The 15,973-nt window shown below is 43.8% G+C and carries 17 protein-coding genes and 1 pseudogene; 12 read left to right on the forward strand and 6 right to left on the reverse strand.

The features are described from left to right. Positions 1–103 precede the first annotated feature (103 nt). The 3 genes from HWQ41_RS27800 to HWQ41_RS27810 all read right to left on the reverse strand — a co-directional run bounded on the left by HWQ41_RS27800 (position 104) and on the right by HWQ41_RS27810 (position 2,279). Complete coding sequence (locus HWQ41_RS27800) at positions 104–1,582, reverse strand: cation:proton antiporter (RefSeq protein WP_292770309.1); 1,479 nt, start codon at positions 1,580–1,582, stop codon at positions 104–106. Positions 1,583–1,668: 86 nt separating this feature from the next. After that, positions 1,669–2,082, reverse strand: coding sequence for an EVE domain-containing protein (locus HWQ41_RS27805; RefSeq protein ID WP_292770311.1), 414 nt, complete (start codon positions 2,080–2,082; stop codon positions 1,669–1,671). Further along, complete coding sequence (locus tag HWQ41_RS27810; protein WP_292770313.1) at positions 2,064–2,279, reverse strand: hypothetical protein; 216 nt, start codon at positions 2,277–2,279, stop codon at positions 2,064–2,066. Before HWQ41_RS27810 ends, HWQ41_RS27805 begins: the two co-directional genes overlap by 19 nt. A gap of 29 nt (positions 2,280–2,308) precedes the next feature. Between HWQ41_RS27810 and HWQ41_RS27815 the strand changes: the two genes are divergently transcribed. Next, entirely contained in the window at positions 2,309–3,049 is a 741-nt protein-coding gene (locus tag HWQ41_RS27815) for an SIMPL domain-containing protein (protein ID WP_292770315.1), read from the forward strand. Positions 3,050–3,100: 51 nt separating this feature from the next. On the opposite strand, the gene HWQ41_RS27820 is transcribed toward HWQ41_RS27815, so the two are convergent. Continuing rightward, positions 3,101–3,463 carry a single-stranded DNA-binding protein gene (locus HWQ41_RS27820; RefSeq protein ID WP_292770317.1) on the reverse strand — a complete coding sequence of 121 codons (363 nt, stop codon included), beginning with the start codon at positions 3,461–3,463 and terminating at the stop codon, positions 3,101–3,103. A 372-nt stretch (positions 3,464–3,835) separates the two neighbouring features. Here HWQ41_RS27820 and HWQ41_RS27825 point away from each other — a divergent pair, with 372 nt between their 5' ends. The 3 genes from HWQ41_RS27825 (at position 3,836) to mreD (ending at position 6,419) form a co-directional block, all read left to right on the forward strand. Continuing rightward, on the forward strand, positions 3,836–4,843 hold the full coding sequence (locus HWQ41_RS27825; RefSeq protein WP_292770341.1) for a rod shape-determining protein: 1,008 nt from the start codon (positions 3,836–3,838) through the stop codon (positions 4,841–4,843). A 102-nt stretch (positions 4,844–4,945) separates the two neighbouring features. After that, entirely contained in the window at positions 4,946–5,755 is an 810-nt protein-coding gene (gene mreC / locus HWQ41_RS27830; RefSeq protein ID WP_292770319.1) for a rod shape-determining protein MreC, read from the forward strand. Positions 5,756–5,780: 25 nt separating this feature from the next. Then, on the forward strand, positions 5,781–6,419 hold the full coding sequence (mreD, locus tag HWQ41_RS27835) for a rod shape-determining protein MreD (protein WP_292770321.1): 639 nt from the start codon (positions 5,781–5,783) through the stop codon (positions 6,417–6,419). A 412-nt stretch (positions 6,420–6,831) separates the two neighbouring features. Here the strand turns inward: mreD and HWQ41_RS27840 are convergent. After that, positions 6,832–7,086, reverse strand: a pseudogene (locus HWQ41_RS27840) (transposase); the annotation flags it as partial. A gap of 2 nt (positions 7,087–7,088) precedes the next feature. Here HWQ41_RS27840 and HWQ41_RS27845 point away from each other — a divergent pair. Beyond that, positions 7,089–7,283 carry a hypothetical protein gene (locus HWQ41_RS27845; protein WP_292770323.1) on the forward strand — a complete coding sequence of 65 codons (195 nt, stop codon included), beginning with the start codon at positions 7,089–7,091 and terminating at the stop codon, positions 7,281–7,283. Positions 7,284–7,465: 182 nt separating this feature from the next. Here the strand turns inward: HWQ41_RS27845 and msrB are convergent, their stop codons facing one another. Further along, on the reverse strand, positions 7,466–7,960 hold the full coding sequence (gene msrB / locus HWQ41_RS27850) for a peptide-methionine (R)-S-oxide reductase MsrB (protein ID WP_292770325.1): 495 nt from the start codon (positions 7,958–7,960) through the stop codon (positions 7,466–7,468). 469 nt (positions 7,961–8,429) lie between these two features. Between msrB and ssuD the strand changes: the two genes are divergently transcribed. The 7 genes from ssuD (at position 8,430) to HWQ41_RS27885 (ending at position 15,924) form a co-directional block, all read left to right on the forward strand. Next, positions 8,430–9,590: an FMNH2-dependent alkanesulfonate monooxygenase gene (gene ssuD / locus HWQ41_RS27855; protein ID WP_292770327.1), complete on the forward strand. Its 1,161-nt coding sequence runs from the start codon at positions 8,430–8,432 to the stop codon at positions 9,588–9,590. Between the two features lie 27 nt (positions 9,591–9,617). Beyond that, complete coding sequence (locus HWQ41_RS27860) at positions 9,618–10,256, forward strand: carbonic anhydrase (protein ID WP_292770329.1); 639 nt, start codon at positions 9,618–9,620, stop codon at positions 10,254–10,256. Beyond that, a complete protein-coding gene (gene ssuE, locus HWQ41_RS27865; RefSeq protein WP_292770331.1) occupies positions 10,253–10,819 on the forward strand; it encodes an NADPH-dependent FMN reductase in 567 nt (188 codons plus the stop codon). Before HWQ41_RS27860 ends, ssuE begins: the two co-directional genes overlap by 4 nt. A gap of 297 nt (positions 10,820–11,116) precedes the next feature. Beyond that, complete coding sequence (locus HWQ41_RS27870; RefSeq protein ID WP_292770333.1) at positions 11,117–12,421, forward strand: FAD-binding oxidoreductase; 1,305 nt, start codon at positions 11,117–11,119, stop codon at positions 12,419–12,421. Positions 12,422–12,524: 103 nt separating this feature from the next. After that, on the forward strand, positions 12,525–13,880 hold the full coding sequence (locus tag HWQ41_RS27875) for a heterodisulfide reductase-related iron-sulfur binding cluster (RefSeq protein WP_292770335.1): 1,356 nt from the start codon (positions 12,525–12,527) through the stop codon (positions 13,878–13,880). Between the two features lie 252 nt (positions 13,881–14,132). Beyond that, positions 14,133–15,431 (forward strand): P-loop NTPase fold protein, encoded by a 1,299-nt coding sequence (locus HWQ41_RS27880; protein WP_292770337.1) that lies wholly within the window; start codon positions 14,133–14,135, stop codon positions 15,429–15,431. 100 nt (positions 15,432–15,531) lie between these two features. After that, on the forward strand, positions 15,532–15,924 hold the full coding sequence (locus HWQ41_RS27885) for a hypothetical protein (RefSeq protein WP_292770338.1): 393 nt from the start codon (positions 15,532–15,534) through the stop codon (positions 15,922–15,924). Positions 15,925–15,973 lie beyond the last annotated feature (49 nt).

The following is a 15,973-nucleotide window of genomic DNA, read 5'->3' on the forward strand; positions in this document are numbered from 1 at the left end:
GATGAGGGGGATGAGGGGGATAAGGGAGAATTATTGAACAAGTTTCTTCCTTGTCTCTTACCACTGCCCAATGCCCAATGCCCCATTCCCCATTCCCGAATAATTAACGATCGCCAGAATCTGGGGTTACTTCCAAATTGCCACTGTCATTTGATGCTGGCACCCTCGACGGAGGTGGTTCAATTACCAACGAAGTCCCAGAGGAACCGTCTAAAATTAGTTGCTCTGAGCCTGCATCTACAGTTTTTGGATCTGGAAATACAAATCGTAACAAGGGAGGAGCTAAAAAGGTTGTCAAGATAACCATCATGATAATTGCTGCTCCTAATGGTTTCGAGAGAGCGCCACTGGCAGCGCCGACACCAGCAAACACTAACCCAACCTCGCCTCTAGGTATCATCCCTACACCGATCGCTAAACGGTTGATTTCCGGTTGACCAAACACGCTTAAACCTGTGATTACTTTACCGAGAATGGCTACAGTGATCAGGAAAGTTGCCATAATTAGACCTTCACGATTGTCGGGAATTGCTGGGTTTAATACTCCCAAATCGGTTTTTGCCCCAACAGTCACAAAGAAAATTGGCACTAACATATCGGCAATAGGAAAGACTTGCTTTTGCAGTTCTTTGCGCTTATCTGTCTCTTCTAGGACTAAACCCGCCGCAAAAGCTCCCAGAATTGCTTCTAAGTGGATGACGGCGGCAAGGTATGCCATAGCAAAGGCGAAGATGAATGCTGGTATTACCAGTCCCCCGCGGGTTTTGAGTTGATCAGCGATCGCTACAAAGGACTTATTGAAAACATTACCTAGTAGGATTGCTCCCAAAATAAAACCAGTGGCGCTGATGATCAAATAAATGACTTTGCTCACATCTACCACCCCATCTTTAGCTAGGCTGGCAACTACCGCTAAAACGATGATTCCCAGTACGTCGTCAATTACAGCAGCACCCAAAATAATCTGCCCTTCTTTAGAATTGAGTCGCCCCAATTCTGACAGCACTTTGGAAGTCATCCCAATACTAGTGGCAGTCAAAGCCGCCCCGGCAAAAATTGCGGGTACAGCATCGATACCAAACAAAGTCATCAGTCCCACAGTCCCAGCAGCAAAGGGTACTACTACCCCCACTACTGCGACGACGGTGGCTTGGATACCAACTGCCATTAAGTCTTTTAAATTCGACTCCAAGCCGATTTCAAACAGCAAGATGATCACACCCAATTCTGCCAAAACGGAAACGACCTCGGACTGCGCTGCAAACACGGCTGGAGTGGCTTCAGGGGTTAAACCAGCAGTGATTTCAAGGAAGGACATGATCAAAGAGCTAGAACTGTCTGTGCTGCCTTCTGGAAACACCAAAAGATGGAAAACAGAGATGCCAACTACCACACCACCTACAAGTTCTCCTAAGACGGGCGGCAAACCCACTTGGTTTGATAACTCTCCACCAACTTTGCTAGCGAGGTAAATGACTACTAAGCTTAGTAGCACTGCTGCGACTACCATTGAACTGTCTGCGGCTTGTGTTGCGCTGGCCAGCAGAGGAAAAGTGAAGCTGATTGGATCTAACAAATGCATGGGTTCTGTGAAAATCCTTCTCTTTGATTCTGACGCGTTTCTGAAAAACATCCATCTGTGGAGACGCAATTGGCAGCTTTTAAATCTTAATTTGTGCCATTTGTCAACTCAATCAAGTGCTGCCAGTAGACTTCCCCAACCGGGACTACAGACAGTCTCGGAAGTCGCAGCAAATCAAAATCTGTGAATTTATTGTCCTGTTTGATTTGGGCTAGGGTGGCGGGTTGGTTTACTTTTCGTAATGCCCGCACATCTACAACTGCTCGTTTACTGTCATTGAGTGCTGGATCGATATAGGGTTGACTAACTATCTCTGCTAAACCGATGATTTGCCGTTCTTTGCCTGTGTGATAAATTAACGCCAAGTCACCAAGAATCATGGTACGTATATGTTTCAACGCTAGGGAGTTGTTGACTCCATCCCAAACTGTACTGCCATCCCGTTCCAAATCGAAGTAAGAATAATTTTCCGGTTCAGTTTTCAGCAGCCAATACGCCACAACAAAATCTCCAAAAAGGCGAGTGTAATTTTTTTAGTTTCCAAAAATGTAACCATTTCAGCATTTGCCGATCGCAGTGTCAAAGTAAGAACATACAAATCGGATCTAGCGATCGCACTTAAGTTATGAAAAACTTGTGGTAGCCGTTGACTCTCAACGGCCACCAGAAGATTGTTACATACGTTTATCAAAAACATCTGTGGATACTTTGAGGAGTGCAAATCTTATGACTAGAGCCGCTTTACCCGGTTCTCAGTTTCCATCTGGAAACCTGTGGAAAATACTGCCTTTAGGAATGCTTTTATGTGCAACTTTTGTACTACCTGCATTCGCACAAGAAAAAGATAAATTGTGGCGAACCCTTAGTGTCAGTGGTCGCGGAGTCGAAACAACTCCTGCAACCCTGGCGCAAGTCAGTTTAGGAGTAGAAATTCAGGGGAAAACAGCACAGGAGGTACAGCAAGAAGCCGCCCGGAGGTCATCTGCTGTAGTTGCGTTCTTAAAGAGCCAAAATGTCGAAAAATTACAAACTACTGGTATCAGTCTCAACCCAGTTTACAGCTACACCAATAATGTGCAACGGATTACAGGCTATGCTGCCAATAACACCGTGAGTTTTAGAATTCCTACCGAGCAAGCTGGTACATTATTGGATGATGCAGTGAAAGCCGGTGCAACACAAATTAACGGCATTAGTTTTGTTGCGAATGATCAAGCGATCGCCTTAGCGCAAAAACAAGCATTAAAAGAAGCGACTCAAGACGCCCAGCAGCTTGCTGATGCTGTTTTCAGTGCCTTGGGTTTCAAATCCAAAGAAATAGTCAGCATTCAAGTTAATAATGCGACTCCACCTCGACCACCGATGTTTTTACGGGCTGAGGCTGCTAAGTCAGTTGATGCTTCCACCCCTGTTGTTGGTGGTGAACAGCAAGTAGAAGCATCGGTGACGTTGCAAATTAGTTATTAGTCATTGGTCATTGGTCATTAGTCATTTGTTAAGACTAATGCCCAATGCCAATTAAAAATGTTCAGAAGACGTATCTGCTGTACCGCCTTCTCCATCTCGCTTAGAGCCTAATAAATCTAGTTGGTCTACTCTAATAATTGGTGTAGACCGGTTTGCTCCTGTTTGGCGATCGCTCCATGTATCAAATTTCAAGGAACCTTTGATGCCAATTAGGCTTCCCTTATGCACATAATTACCTGCTACCTCAGCCGTCTTATCCCATAATTCCAGTGTGAACCAGTCAGGTTCATCACTGTTGCGCGATCGCCTTTTTACAGCTAGTGTCAATCTACACTTAACACTACCAGATTCAAAATATTTTATATCAGGCTCGCCGCCTACACGACCAACAAGGGTGACAACATTGATACTCATCTGCGTTACCTTTTAGTATAAGTGTACTGATTAATTCCGACTTTCATCATAGCGAATTGTGAAACACTTGAAAATAATGTGTTAAACAGTTAACAATATAGTTGAATTGAAAAATTATACATACTACTTGGAGAAACACATAAAAGTATACAGATATACTTAGTTAACCAGAGAATATCAAAAAATAGAGGACTGAGACATAGTAAATATTCCTGGGAATCATATAAAAATATAGTCTAGTTTACTCAACTCAGGATACAAACTTCATCAAATCCGGCACGATTAACTCTTACCGTTGTAGTCAAAAAGTATCGCACATAGGGGGCTTAGACACGCGTGGGTCTTTTTAGGAACTTTCGCACATCATGGGATATGGGTATCGACCTCGGTACCGCTAACACTCTGGTTTATGTATCTGGTAAAGGTATTGTACTGCAAGAGCCTTCTGTAGTTGCTATCGATGTCAACGAAAAGGTCGCACTAGCAGTAGGAGAAGAAGCCAAAAAAATGCTCGGTCGCACACCCGGAAATGTGATTGCCCTCCGCCCCTTGCGTGATGGTGTAATCGCTGATTTCGACATAGCCGAACTGATGCTGAAAAGCTTTATTCAGCGTGTAAATGAAGGCAGATCCCTAATCTTACCCCGGATTGTCATTGGTATTCCCAGTGGCGTCACAGGAGTAGAAAGGCGAGCTGTGATGGATGCAGCTCATCAAGCAGGAGCCAGAAAAGTCTATTTAATCGATGAACCGATAGCTGCGGCAATTGGTGCAGGACTACCTGTTGCCGAACCGACTGGCAATATGATCATCGACATTGGTGGTGGCACAACAGAAGTTGCGGTGCTAAGTCTTCAAGGTACGGTAATCAGCGAATCAGTACGCATTGCTGGAGATGAACTGACTGAAGCGATCATTCAGTATATTAAGAAAGTTCATAACTTAGTGATTGGTGAACGTACTGCCGAAGAAATCAAGATTCGGCTTGGTTCTGCTTATCCTACTAATGATGATAATGACGCGATGATGGAAGTCCGAGGCTTACACCTGCTTTCTGGTCTACCGCGAACTGTAACAATCAAAGCCCCAGAAATCCGTGAAAGCATGTTGGAACCACTATCAGTAATTATAGAAGCTGTGAAGCGGACACTGGAACGCACACCTCCAGAACTAGCAGCAGACATTATTGACAGAGGTATTATGTTAGCTGGTGGCGGTGCTTTGCTCAAAGGCATAGATACCCTGATTAGCCATGAAACAGGGATTATTACCCACATTGCTGCCGATCCTTTGTGCTGTGTTGTGCTGGGAACAGGTCGTGTGTTAGAAAACTTCAAACAGTTGGAACGAGTTGTCACCGAAAGCTCTCGCAATATGTAGCAAAAAAAAATATCATATTTGAGTGTTATTTGAGTTCTATTTGGGTTCTATATAAATAGAATCCAAGTAGAACTTAATTTGTATAAGTATACAAAGGTATATATGGTTACAATACGGCGTTGGTGGGATCGTAAAGGGTTACAAATCGGGTTGTTAGCTCTAGTAGTTGGTAGTGCTTGGATATTGCGACAGACTCAAGGTGATCTGGTGCTGGAGACATACCAGGCAATTACCCGTCCGTTAGAGATGTTGCAGCCCGGCCCAACTCCAGAAGAAGGTATTAGAGATGCCCGGATATTGGAATTGCAAACCCGTATAGTAGATTTGGAAAGTCAAAAGACAAAGCTACAAGATTTATTAGGCTATGTGGAAAAAGAGCCACTGGCATCACGGCCAATTCCAGCACGGGTGATAGGACGTAGTGCTGACCAGTGGTGGCAACAAGTTACCCTGAATCGCGGTGTAAATGCAGGGATTCAGGAAGGCTTTATAGTCAAGGCAGATGGCGGATTGGTGGGTCTGGTGGAGAGTGTAACTCCCAATACTAGCCGCGTGTTGTTAATCAGTGACCTCAAGAGTCAAGTAGGTGTATCAGTTAGCCGCACGGCAGCTAAAGGCGTTTTGCGAGGAGATTCTTCTACAGAAGCGGTGCTGGAGTTTTATGAAAAAGTCCCAAATGTCAAGGTAGGAGATTTAGTTTCCACATCTACTTATAGTCAGAAATTTCCATCTGGCTTGGCAGTAGGACGAATCAAGTCGCTGGATTTAAAGAAACTTCCCGCATCAGTGGCGAAAATTGAGCTTTTTCCGCCAATCCGGTCTCTCGATTGGGTAGCTGTTTATCCAAAGCCAGAAAACCAAGAGTTGGAAAATCAAGTGCCGGCAAATCAAGCGCCGCAAAAGTCTAAGTAAATTATTTGAGAAAATCCATAGAAAAATGAAGATTCCTGCATTTGGTCGCAGCAGGCAGAAAAAGCCAAAATCGTCAGAGCGAAAATCGAAATTCCAAATCCAGCCGCTTTCTCGTTGGCATCCCGGTATCCGTCAGCTGTTGGGTTGGATAGTGACGGTTGGATCTGTACTGTTATGTTTACTATTATTGCCAACCCGCTTGCCAGGTATGGAATTATTGGGAATTGGACCTAACTGGCTGTTAATTTGGGTGGTAGCTTGGAGTGTGAAGCGCCCAGTGTTTTCCGGGGCATTGGCAGGTATAGTTCTGGGGCTACTTCAAGATTCAATGACATCACCTAACCCTACTCATGCCCTCAGTTTAGGTATAGTGGGAATTTTAACTGGTCTGCTCCAAAAACAGCGTTTTATCGAAGAAGATTTTATTTCGATTGCTGTAATTGTCTTTGGTATGGCAGTTTTGGCAGAAACTATCTTTGGGTTGCAATTAACTTTGATCGGCAATGAGCGCAAAATCACAGATATTTGGACATATTACCAGCGTGTCGCCCTAGCTTCTGCCATTCTTAGTAGTTTGTGGGCACCTGTACTCTATTATCCCCTAAATCGTTGGTGGCAGAGGATGAAATTGTTAGAGCAATTAGCAAAGGGAGTTAGGAGTTAAGAAGGGGATAGGTTACAGGTGATAGTAAAGAAAATTATCCTCTGTACCCTGTATCCTGTACCCTAAATCTTTATGGAATTTGGGCAACCTCTAGCAATATGGATTCAAGCTACAGTGAATCAAACAACACCGTATCATGGTAGTTAGTAGCATTCATGTCTGATACTTTCTTTTTTGCCTTAAAAGAATATCAGGTAAGTCATCTCCTGATTTCCTGCTGGCAGAATGTGGAAGCTTTCACTGATTAACCTCGTTGGAGAACGCTGATGTCGAAGGAAAGAAAAAGTAATAAAGAAGCTAAAAAACCTAAAAAAGATCCTAAAGACAAAAAGGAGAAAAAAGAACCAAACAAATAGGACGATTTAGCTCTCACATTTAAGTCTTCCAAGACAACCTTAGCGTTAGGCAGGGTTAAGTTACGCGCTAGTCTCTTAGCGTGTTCATTCCTTTGACTTGTTACTCTTAAATGCTTGCGAGCATAAACACCACGCGCTTTTCTTCTACCAAATGACCCTTTTTTCTTTTTGTAAATTTTACGTTGAACCCGCTTGATATCTTTTTCGGACTTGCGTAGATATCGCGGGTTCTCTTCTCTGCGAGACGCTTCGCGAACATGGTTGCCATTGCTATCAGAGTAGAAATATTCTAAGCCAACATCAATACCTAAAAGTGGGAACTAAAAAGCGATTAAAAAATATACCAGTTTTGCATGACGAAATTAAGACGAAAAGAACCGTAGTGCTAACTCCTACGGCTTGGGAAAATATTAAAGTGGAATTTGCTAAACACGGAATTAGTGCTAGTGAATTAATAGAGGAATGGGGACGGCGAATAAATTCGCCCACGCCTAACCCCCATAAATAGAATTTAGTTGCTCTGCTCGGCGTGGATAACTCGGTCAAAAATTTATGAAGTCTTGCTACTTCTTAACGCACGAATCCCCATCTATAATCTTCGATTTAGATGGGGTGCATTCAAGTCTACATCTGATTATTTAGGTTGCCAGTGCGTGCGATGTCTACGACGGGCGTAGCTGCGGCAACTTATCAAGCAGGAATAAACTTCAACGAAACACCGTTCATGCAGTAGCGCTGGCCAGTGGGTGCAGGGCCGTCATCAAAAACATGACCGAGATGACCACCACAGCGACTACAATGTACTTCAGTTCTGGTCATAAACAAGGACTTATCTACAGTTAGAGCGATCGCACCTTCAATTGGATTAAAAAAGCTCGGCCAGCCAGTACCACTGTTAAATTTTGTATCAGATGTAAACAGTGGCTGTTCACACGCGGCACAAAAATAAGTGCCATTGTCGTATTCCTTATCCAACGGGCTGGTGTGAGGGCGTTCAGTCCCATGCTTACGCAATACACTAAACTGTTCTGGCGTTAAAATCGTGCGCCACTCTGACTCTGGTTTGGTAATTTCAAATCCACTCTGAGAAGTTGTCATCGCTTCTGACCCCCAATTGATATACCTTGATAACAATGCTGTGCCGACTATTACTGCACTAGCCTGTAAAAAATAGCGTTTGTCCATATATCTATTATTTTCTATTTTCCCCTTAACTGGCCAATCAACTCCAGTACGGGATTCACTACTTCATGACTATAATCAGCGATCGCCCTGAATTAGCCCTGATAATCTCATTAAAATTAGCTAAGAAATAACAAAATACTGCACGGGAATCCGATCAACTTCACCTGATTTTGGACAGTACACCTAGATGTGTGTTAGAGGTCGTGCATAGATTGTAGGGGAAGCAGGGGAGCAGGGGGAGAATTGATGCCCAATGCCCAATGCCCAATGCCCAATGCCCAATGCCCAATGCCCAATTTTTCCGATCGCCAGCTGATTGAACACGCCTTAATATACATTGGTTTGATAGGAATACCGTAGTTTTTTTTAAAACTTCTTGCTTGATTAAGTAGAATATGTGGTACTTTAAGAACTATAAACAAAACACGGTATTTCTATCGGTTTACCGTAGTTTAAAAGGACAGGACTCATGCAGCTACTATGGTTCATCCCAACCCACGGCGACGGACGTTACCTTGCAACTGCTACAGGTGGACGGGCAGTAAGCTTTCCTTATCTGCGGCAGATTGCCCAAGCGGTGGATGACCTTGGTTATACAGGGGCATTGCTGCCCACGGGACGTTCTTGCGAAGATGCTTGGATTGTCGCGTCAACGCTGGTATCACTGACGCGACAGATGCGTTTTTTGGTGGCGATTCGTCCCGGCTTGGTATCACCTGGGGTAGCAGCGCGGATGGCGGCGACTTTTGATCGCCTCTCTGGAGGACGTTTGCTGATTAATGTCGTGACAGGGGGCGATCCTGTGGAGTTGGCGGGAGATGGCTTGCATTTGGATCACGATCAGCGCTATGAATTAACAGATGAATTTTTGACAGTATGGCGAGCGATCGCTAGTGGTGGACAAGCCAATCTTCAGGGCGACTATCTCAACATTCAGGATGGTAAACTGCTGTTTCCACCCGTTCAGAAGCCATATCCGCCCTTGTGGTTTGGCGGTTCTTCTGCCGTTGCTCAAAAAATTGCTGCCAAGCATATAGATGTCTATCTAACTTGGGGCGAACCACCGGCGCAAGTAGCCGAGAAGATTGCATCAGTTCGCAGACTTGCTTTATCAGAAGGGCGAACTTTGCGGTTTGGGATTCGCCTACATGTGATTGTGCGCGAAACCGAGAGTGAAGCTTGGGATGCAGCGAATGACTTAATTCGGTATGTAGATGACGATGCGATCGCTAAAGCCCAAAAAGCTTATGCCCGGATGGACTCAGTTGGACAACGGCGGATGACTCAATTACACCACGGTAATCGTGAGGCATTAGAGATTAGCCCGAACCTGTGGGCGGGAGTCGGTTTGGTACGAGGTGGTGCGGGAACGGCCTTAGTAGGCGATCCCCAAACTGTTGCCGCCAGGATGTTGGAATACGCTGCTTTGGGTATTGAGTCCTTTATCCTCTCTGGCTATCCCCACCTAGAGGAAGCTTATCGAGTCGCAGAACTTCTATTTCCCCATTTGCCCTTAGAGAATCTGCCAGCAGTGGAGAAGCAACATGTTTTGAGTCCATTTGGCGAGATTGTGGCAAATGAAGATTTCCCTAAGCAGCAGCCTCAAGAAAGAGCAACCTCCATATCCTAGTAATTAAGAACTAGTAGATTACCAGTCATGTTGCACCAACAAATTGACCAAAAAATCTCAGAAAAAGAAGCGTGGGCATTGCGTCGTCAGTTGGGAATACCTAACAATAAACGCTTGTGGGTGCTAGCTTGCATGGACGAACGTTTACCTGTGGAGAAAGCATTAGGAATTGGTGAAGGAGATGCTCATATTTTCCGTAATGCCGGGGGGTTAGTTACAGATGATGCTATTCGGTCAGCGATGTTAACTACACAGTTTTTTGGCACAAAAGAAATCATCGTGATTAATCATACCGAATGTGGCATGATGACAGCATCAGGAGACTTTCTCAGTGAGGTATTGCGAAATCAAGGTATTGACGTGGATCAAGTGAGTGTCGATCCAGCTTTGCCAGAGTTGAAGCTACCAAAAGGCGTTTTTTCCAAATGGATCAAAACGTTTACCGATGTGGATGAAATCTGCACACAGCAGGTGGAATTGCTGCGTAATTCTCCTTTAATTCCCCAGGATGTAGTTATTCATGGCTACATCTGGGAAGTAGAGAGTATGAGCTTGCGCCGTCCCTACAAACGTCTGAGTGATCAGGTCAACACAGCATCAGCCATGAAGACCAAAACCACAAAACATACTGAACCCATTTTAGAAATTGGGAGTTTAATTGAATGACTCATATTCTAGCGATCGCTGGTAGTCCAACCCATCCATCTAGAACCTATGGTGTTGTCGAATACACTGCCAAGCTTTTACAACAAGAAGGCTTGCATGTAGACATTATTTCAGTTCGGGATTTGCCTGCTGAAGATTTAATTTTTGGACGATATGACAGCCCTGCTTTAGAACAGCCAAAAGCTTTATTAGCAAAGGCAGATGGTGTGATTATTGCCACCCCAATCTACAAAGCTGCTTACACAGGAGTGCTGAAAACATTTCTAGATTTGCTGCCACAAAAATCATTGACAGGTAAACCCGTGTTACCAATTGCCCTTGGTGGGACGATCGCTCATTTATTGGCAATTGAATATGCCCTGAAACCTGTGTTATCTGAATTAGGAGCGCGGCATATCCTAGCTACTATTTATGCGGTAGACAAACAAATTCAACGACAAGCTGATAACAGCGTCGTGTTAGATGAGGAAATTGAGCAAAGACTCAAAGACGTTCTCAAGGAATTTGTGAAAGCTGTAGAATATGATGCCGCAGCGCCTCAAGAATTGGTTCATGCCAATTAAATAATCAAGTTTATACCTCCGTTTGTTGTAGCAGATGAGTGAAAACTACCCATCTGCTACTTTTTTTTAAAAGTTAATCAGAGCAACTTAACAATTCAAAATTCTAACAACAGTAATTTTTTCTGAGCAAAAAGCACATGTGATTACTAGTGATGCCGAAGCGATCGCTAAGGAACTAGCAGATGAATCCCCTACAATCGCACTGTTTTGTCATTACTGGTGGTAAGAATCCGCTTTTTTGGTCAGGTTAGCCAGTAAATTAGATGTAGGGCATAAAAAATAAACTGAATCAAAGCGATGTCTAACGACAAGCCGCAAGGCGTGTGCGCTGCTTATTTTGCATCTATCGTCGGCGAAGAAAATGCTGTTTGCCTTTGGGAAAATATCGAACTCGGTCAGCAAAAACGTATCCAACGGGCTATAGCTTCTGGAAATTCACCCAGTTGTATTGTCTATCCTCGCACCCAACAACAGTTAGCCGCAGTCATCGCCACAGCTCACAGTCACAACTGGCGCGTCCTCCCCTGTGGTAGTAGCAGTAAACTCAGTTGGGGCGGTTTAGCTAAAGGCGTTGATGTCGTAATTAGTACAGAACGGATCAACCAACTAATTGAACACGCTGTTGGCGATTTCACTGTCACAGTAGAAGCTGGGATGAAATTCTCTGATCTCCAAGCACTTTTAGCAAAGTCGCGGCAATTTCTTGCCATTGACCCCACAGCCCCAGAGTCAGCAACCATTGGCGGTATTGTCGCCACAGGTGATACAGGTTCTCTGCGACAACGTTATGGTAGTGTGCGCGACCAGTTACTAGGTATTACCTTTATGCGTGCTGATGGACAAATAGCCAAAGCTGGGGGAAGAGTAGTTAAGAATGTTGCCGGATATGACTTGATGAAGTTGTTTACTGGGTCTTATGGCACATTGGGAGTTATTAGTCAAGTAACTTTTCGCCTGTATCCGCTACCAGAGGCATCAGGGACGGTGGTACTAACGGGTAGTGCTGAGGCTGTATCCCAAGCGGCTGATATCCTTCGAGGTTCGGCGTTAACACCAGTCCAAGCTGATTTACTATCAACTAAACTCGTGTCCAGCTTAGGTTTGGGTCAAGGACTGGGATTAATTGCCCGCTTCCAAAGTATTAGTGAGAGTGTTAAAGAACAGTCAAACCGAGTTTTGGAAGTTGGGCAGAAGTTGGGCTTAGATGGGGCAATTTTTGCAGATGGTGATGAAGTCAGTTTATGGCAGAGATTGCAAGAACGAATACATACTACTGCCACAGAATCTGTAATTACCTGCAAAATAGGAGTGTTGCCTACTGCTGCTGTAGAGATTTTAACTCAGGTAGAGTTAGGTTTGATTCATATTAGTAGTGGTTTGGGTTTGTTACAATTAGAGGATAAAAATCAAGTTTTGAAAATCCGCGATCGCACTCAAGCTCATAAAGGTTTTTTAACAATTCTGGAAGCACCAATGGCGGTTAAAGAAGAAATAGATGTATGGGGTTACACGGGGAATGCTTTGCCGTTGATGCGCGGTATTAAGGAACAGTTTGATAGTAAGAATATTTTAAGTCCTGGCCGGTTTGTGGGTGGGATTTAATTTTAACGAACCGCAAAGGACGCAAAGGAAAGGCAGCGCGTTGCGGGGGTTCCCCCCGTTGTAGCGACTGCCGTCGCAAAGGAAGAGGGGAGAAGAATTAATTATGCAAGTTTCAGAAAATTCTGTTAATAATGTGGCTAGTTTAAAGAATTTGAAGGGGTTTGATGAGAATCATCCACCTGACCCAAAGTTGATTGATAGTTGTGTCCATTGTGGATTTTGTCTCTCGACTTGTCCTAGTTATCGAGTGTTGGGTAAGGAGATGGATTCTCCAAGAGGACGTATCTATTTAATGGATGCGATTAATGAGGGTGAAATTGCCCTGAATACGGCAACGGTAGAACATTTTGATTCTTGTTTGGGGTGTCTTGCTTGTGTAAGTACTTGTCCTTCTGGTGTGCAGTATGACAAATTAATTTCTGCAACTCGTCACCAAGTTGAACGGAATTATCCCCGCAGTTTACCAGACCAACTGTTTCGTCAACTGATATTTTCTCTGTTTCCCTATCCCAATCTTTTACGGATTTTATTAGTTCCCTTATTGGTTTATCAAAAGTTGGGGTTTGCAAAATTATTTCGCGCTACGGGTTTACTCAATAAAATATCGCCCCGTTTGGCAGCAATGGAATCAATTCTGCCAGAAATTACTCTCAAATCTTTTCAAGATAATTTCCCTACTGTTATTCCCGCCCAAGGTGAGAAGCGGTACCGAGTCGGGGTGATTTTGGGTTGCGTGCAACGGCTGTTTTTCTCCTCAGTGAATGAAGCAACGGTGCGGGTTTTAACGGCGAATGGTTGTGAAGTTGTGATTCCGAAATCTCAAGGTTGTTGTGCAGCGCTTCCCGAACACCAAGGACAAGCAGAACAGGCGAAAGCTTTAGCAAGGCAGATGATTGATAGTTTTGCTAATACTGATGTAGATTTCGTAATTATCAATGCTGCTGGTTGCGGTCATACTTTGAAGGAATATGGTCACATTTTAGAAAGTGACCCAGAATATCGGGAAAAAGCAAAGGATTTTGCAGCTAAAGTTAAAGATGCTCAAGAGTTTTTGGCAACTGTTGGCTTAACAGCGAAACTATCGCCACTGACTGATAAACCCTTGAATTTAGTTTATCAAGATGCTTGTCATTTATTGCATGGACAAAAGATTAGCGTGCAACCCCGTCAGGTATTGCGACAAATTCCAGGGGTGAAGTTGAGAGAACCAATAGACGCGGCTTTATGTTGTGGCAGCGCTGGGGTTTATAATATGTTGCAACCAGAAATTTCTGAAGAATTGGGTCAGCAGAAAGTGCAGAATTTGTTGAATACTGGTGCTGAGTTAATTGCTTCTGCTAATCCGGGGTGTACTTTGCAAATTACTAAACATTTGCAGTTGCAAGGTAAGAAGATTTCAGTTATTCACCCGATGGAGTTGTTAGATTATTCGATTCGCGGTGAAAAGTTGAAATTATAGACATTTTTTGTAGGATAGACATCTTGTCATTGATTTTAAAGCAAAGAGCCAAAGCTACGTTTTTAATCCTAGTTTTCACTCCCCTCCTCGCTTGCGGGGAGGGGTTGGGGGTGGGGTTCATCTGAATTCTGTTTAATTAAACAGACAAAAATAATCACTCAATCTGAAGAAGTTTTTCCGAAATAGCGGCTTTGTCGTCTGTATAATCACTGAAATGGGCAAGAGCGTCAGGCTGATTTCAGGTAATTTGTGATGAAACTAGATTTAGTTAGGTTTTTTCAGGCTTGCAACCCTAGCAAGACTCTGGTTGTAAGCAAACCGGAAGATAGACAATATTATATTGATTTCTCTAAAGTGCGTGGTGCCAAGATTATTGAGGAACTTGGGCGAACTATCACCCGCCTTTCACCTGAGCAACCCACTTGTCAATTATTTACCGGACATATCGGCTGTGGCAAATCCACTGAGTTACTGCGGCTGAAAGCAGAGTTAGAGCAGCAGGGATTTCATGTGGTTTTTTTTGAGTCTAGCCAAAGCCTGGATATGGCTGATATTGATGTTACAGATATATTATTGGCAGTTGCTCGTGAAGTTAGCCAAAGTCTTGAAGCAATAAAAATTAGTCTCAAGCCAGGATACTTTCAAACTCTGTTTACTGAACTTGCTGAATTTTTGCAAACGCCGATAGAACTTGGGGGAGAGTTATCTGTAGGTATTGCCAAGATTACTGCCAAAACGAAAGATAGTCCCAAACTTCGCGGACAGTTACGGCAATATTTAGAACCGCGCACCAATGGCATTTTAGAATCAATTAACAAAGAATTGCTCAAGCCTGCTATAGAAAAACTCAAGCAGCAAGGTAAAAAAGGACTGGTGGTAATTGTCGATAATCTCGACAGAGTGGATAATTCTCAAAAACCTTCCGGTCATTACCAGCCAGAATATCTTTTTGTCGAACGCGGTGAACAGTTAAACCAGCTAAATTGTCATGTTGTTTATACTATTCCCCTAGTGTTGATTTTTTCCAACGCTTTAGGAAGGTTAACAAATCGCTTTGGGGTAGACCCCAAGGTTTTGCCGATGGTTCCTGTGCAATTACAAGATGGTTCGCAATTCTCACAGGGAATTGTACTGCTGCAACAGATGGTTATGACCAGGGCTTTTCCTGGTGTCAGTTGGGAACAAAGTCAGAATTTAATTACTGAGGTTTTTGATAGTCCTGATACTTTAGAAAGGCTGTGCTTAGTTAGCGGTGGTCATTTGCGTAACTTGTTGATGTTATTATTTCGCTGTCTTCAGCAAGAAGACCCACCTTTGTCGCGGGAGTGTGTAAATAGGGTGATTAAACAACGCCGCAATGAGCTAACTTTGGCAATTACGCCCGATGAATGGGAATTACTGCGTGAGGTGGCGCAAGAAAAAAACTTGAGAGGTCATGAAAGATACGAACTTTTGCTCCGCAGTATGTTTGTATTTGAATACCGAAATGAGGATGGTTCGTGGTTTGATATCAATCCGATTTTGGCAGAAGCTAAGGAATTTAGGTTATAAATCGGCTGTAGAGGCGTAGAGTTGTACGCTCTTATATCAGGTATTTTGTAAAATGGCACGACGTTAGCGGTGTCAGCAATTACGGGAGCCATATCAACAAGTGCGGGAGCTATATCAGCAATTACGGGAGCCATATCAGCAATTGCGGGAGCTATATCAGCAATTACGGGAGCTATATCAGCAAGTGCGGGAGCCATATCAACAAGTGCGGGAGCTATATCAGCAATTACGGGAGCCATATCAGCAATTGCGGGAGCTATATCAGCAATTACGGGAGCTATATCAGCAAGTGCGGGAGCCATATCAACAAGTGCGGGAGCTATATCAGCAATTACGGGAGCCATATCAACAAGTGCGGGAGCTATATCAACAAGTGCGGGAGCTATATCAGCAATTACGGGAGCCATATCAACAAATGCGGGAGCCATATCAACAAGTGCGGGAGCCGTGTCAGTGTTACGCTAACGCGATAACGCACCTTACTGGCTACTAGGTGTAGGTTGGGTTGAGGAACGAAACCCAACATTATAGCGGTTCTCGCT

Source organism: Nostoc sp. NOS(2021) (assembly GCF_017115025.1).
Classification (GTDB): Bacteria; Cyanobacteriota; Cyanobacteriia; order Cyanobacteriales; family Nostocaceae; genus Nostoc.

Excerpts from the sequence above, each read along its gene's own strand:
- HWQ41_RS27800 (WP_292770309.1), bottom strand. The coding sequence starts at position 1,582 with ATGCATTTGTTAGATCCAATCAGCTTCACTTTTCCTCTGCTGGCCAGC.
- HWQ41_RS27810 (WP_292770313.1), bottom strand. The coding sequence starts at position 2,279 with ATGTTTTTGATAAACGTATGTAACAATCTTCTGGTGGCCGTTGAGAGT.
- HWQ41_RS27815 (WP_292770315.1), top strand. The coding sequence starts at position 2,309 with ATGACTAGAGCCGCTTTACCCGGTTCTCAGTTTCCATCTGGAAACCTG.
- HWQ41_RS27820 (WP_292770317.1), bottom strand. The coding sequence starts at position 3,463 with ATGAGTATCAATGTTGTCACCCTTGTTGGTCGTGTAGGCGGCGAGCCT.
- HWQ41_RS27825 (WP_292770341.1), top strand. The coding sequence starts at position 3,836 with ATGGGTATCGACCTCGGTACCGCTAACACTCTGGTTTATGTATCTGGT.
- mreC (WP_292770319.1), top strand. The coding sequence starts at position 4,946 with ATGGTTACAATACGGCGTTGGTGGGATCGTAAAGGGTTACAAATCGGG.
- mreD (WP_292770321.1), top strand. The coding sequence starts at position 5,781 with ATGAAGATTCCTGCATTTGGTCGCAGCAGGCAGAAAAAGCCAAAATCG.
- msrB (WP_292770325.1), bottom strand. The coding sequence starts at position 7,960 with ATGGACAAACGCTATTTTTTACAGGCTAGTGCAGTAATAGTCGGCACA.
- ssuD (WP_292770327.1), top strand. The coding sequence starts at position 8,430 with ATGCAGCTACTATGGTTCATCCCAACCCACGGCGACGGACGTTACCTT.
- HWQ41_RS27860 (WP_292770329.1), top strand. The coding sequence starts at position 9,618 with ATGTTGCACCAACAAATTGACCAAAAAATCTCAGAAAAAGAAGCGTGG.
- ssuE (WP_292770331.1), top strand. The coding sequence starts at position 10,253 with ATGACTCATATTCTAGCGATCGCTGGTAGTCCAACCCATCCATCTAGA.
- HWQ41_RS27870 (WP_292770333.1), top strand. The coding sequence starts at position 11,117 with ATGTCTAACGACAAGCCGCAAGGCGTGTGCGCTGCTTATTTTGCATCT.
- HWQ41_RS27875 (WP_292770335.1), top strand. The coding sequence starts at position 12,525 with ATGCAAGTTTCAGAAAATTCTGTTAATAATGTGGCTAGTTTAAAGAAT.
- HWQ41_RS27880 (WP_292770337.1), top strand. The coding sequence starts at position 14,133 with ATGAAACTAGATTTAGTTAGGTTTTTTCAGGCTTGCAACCCTAGCAAG.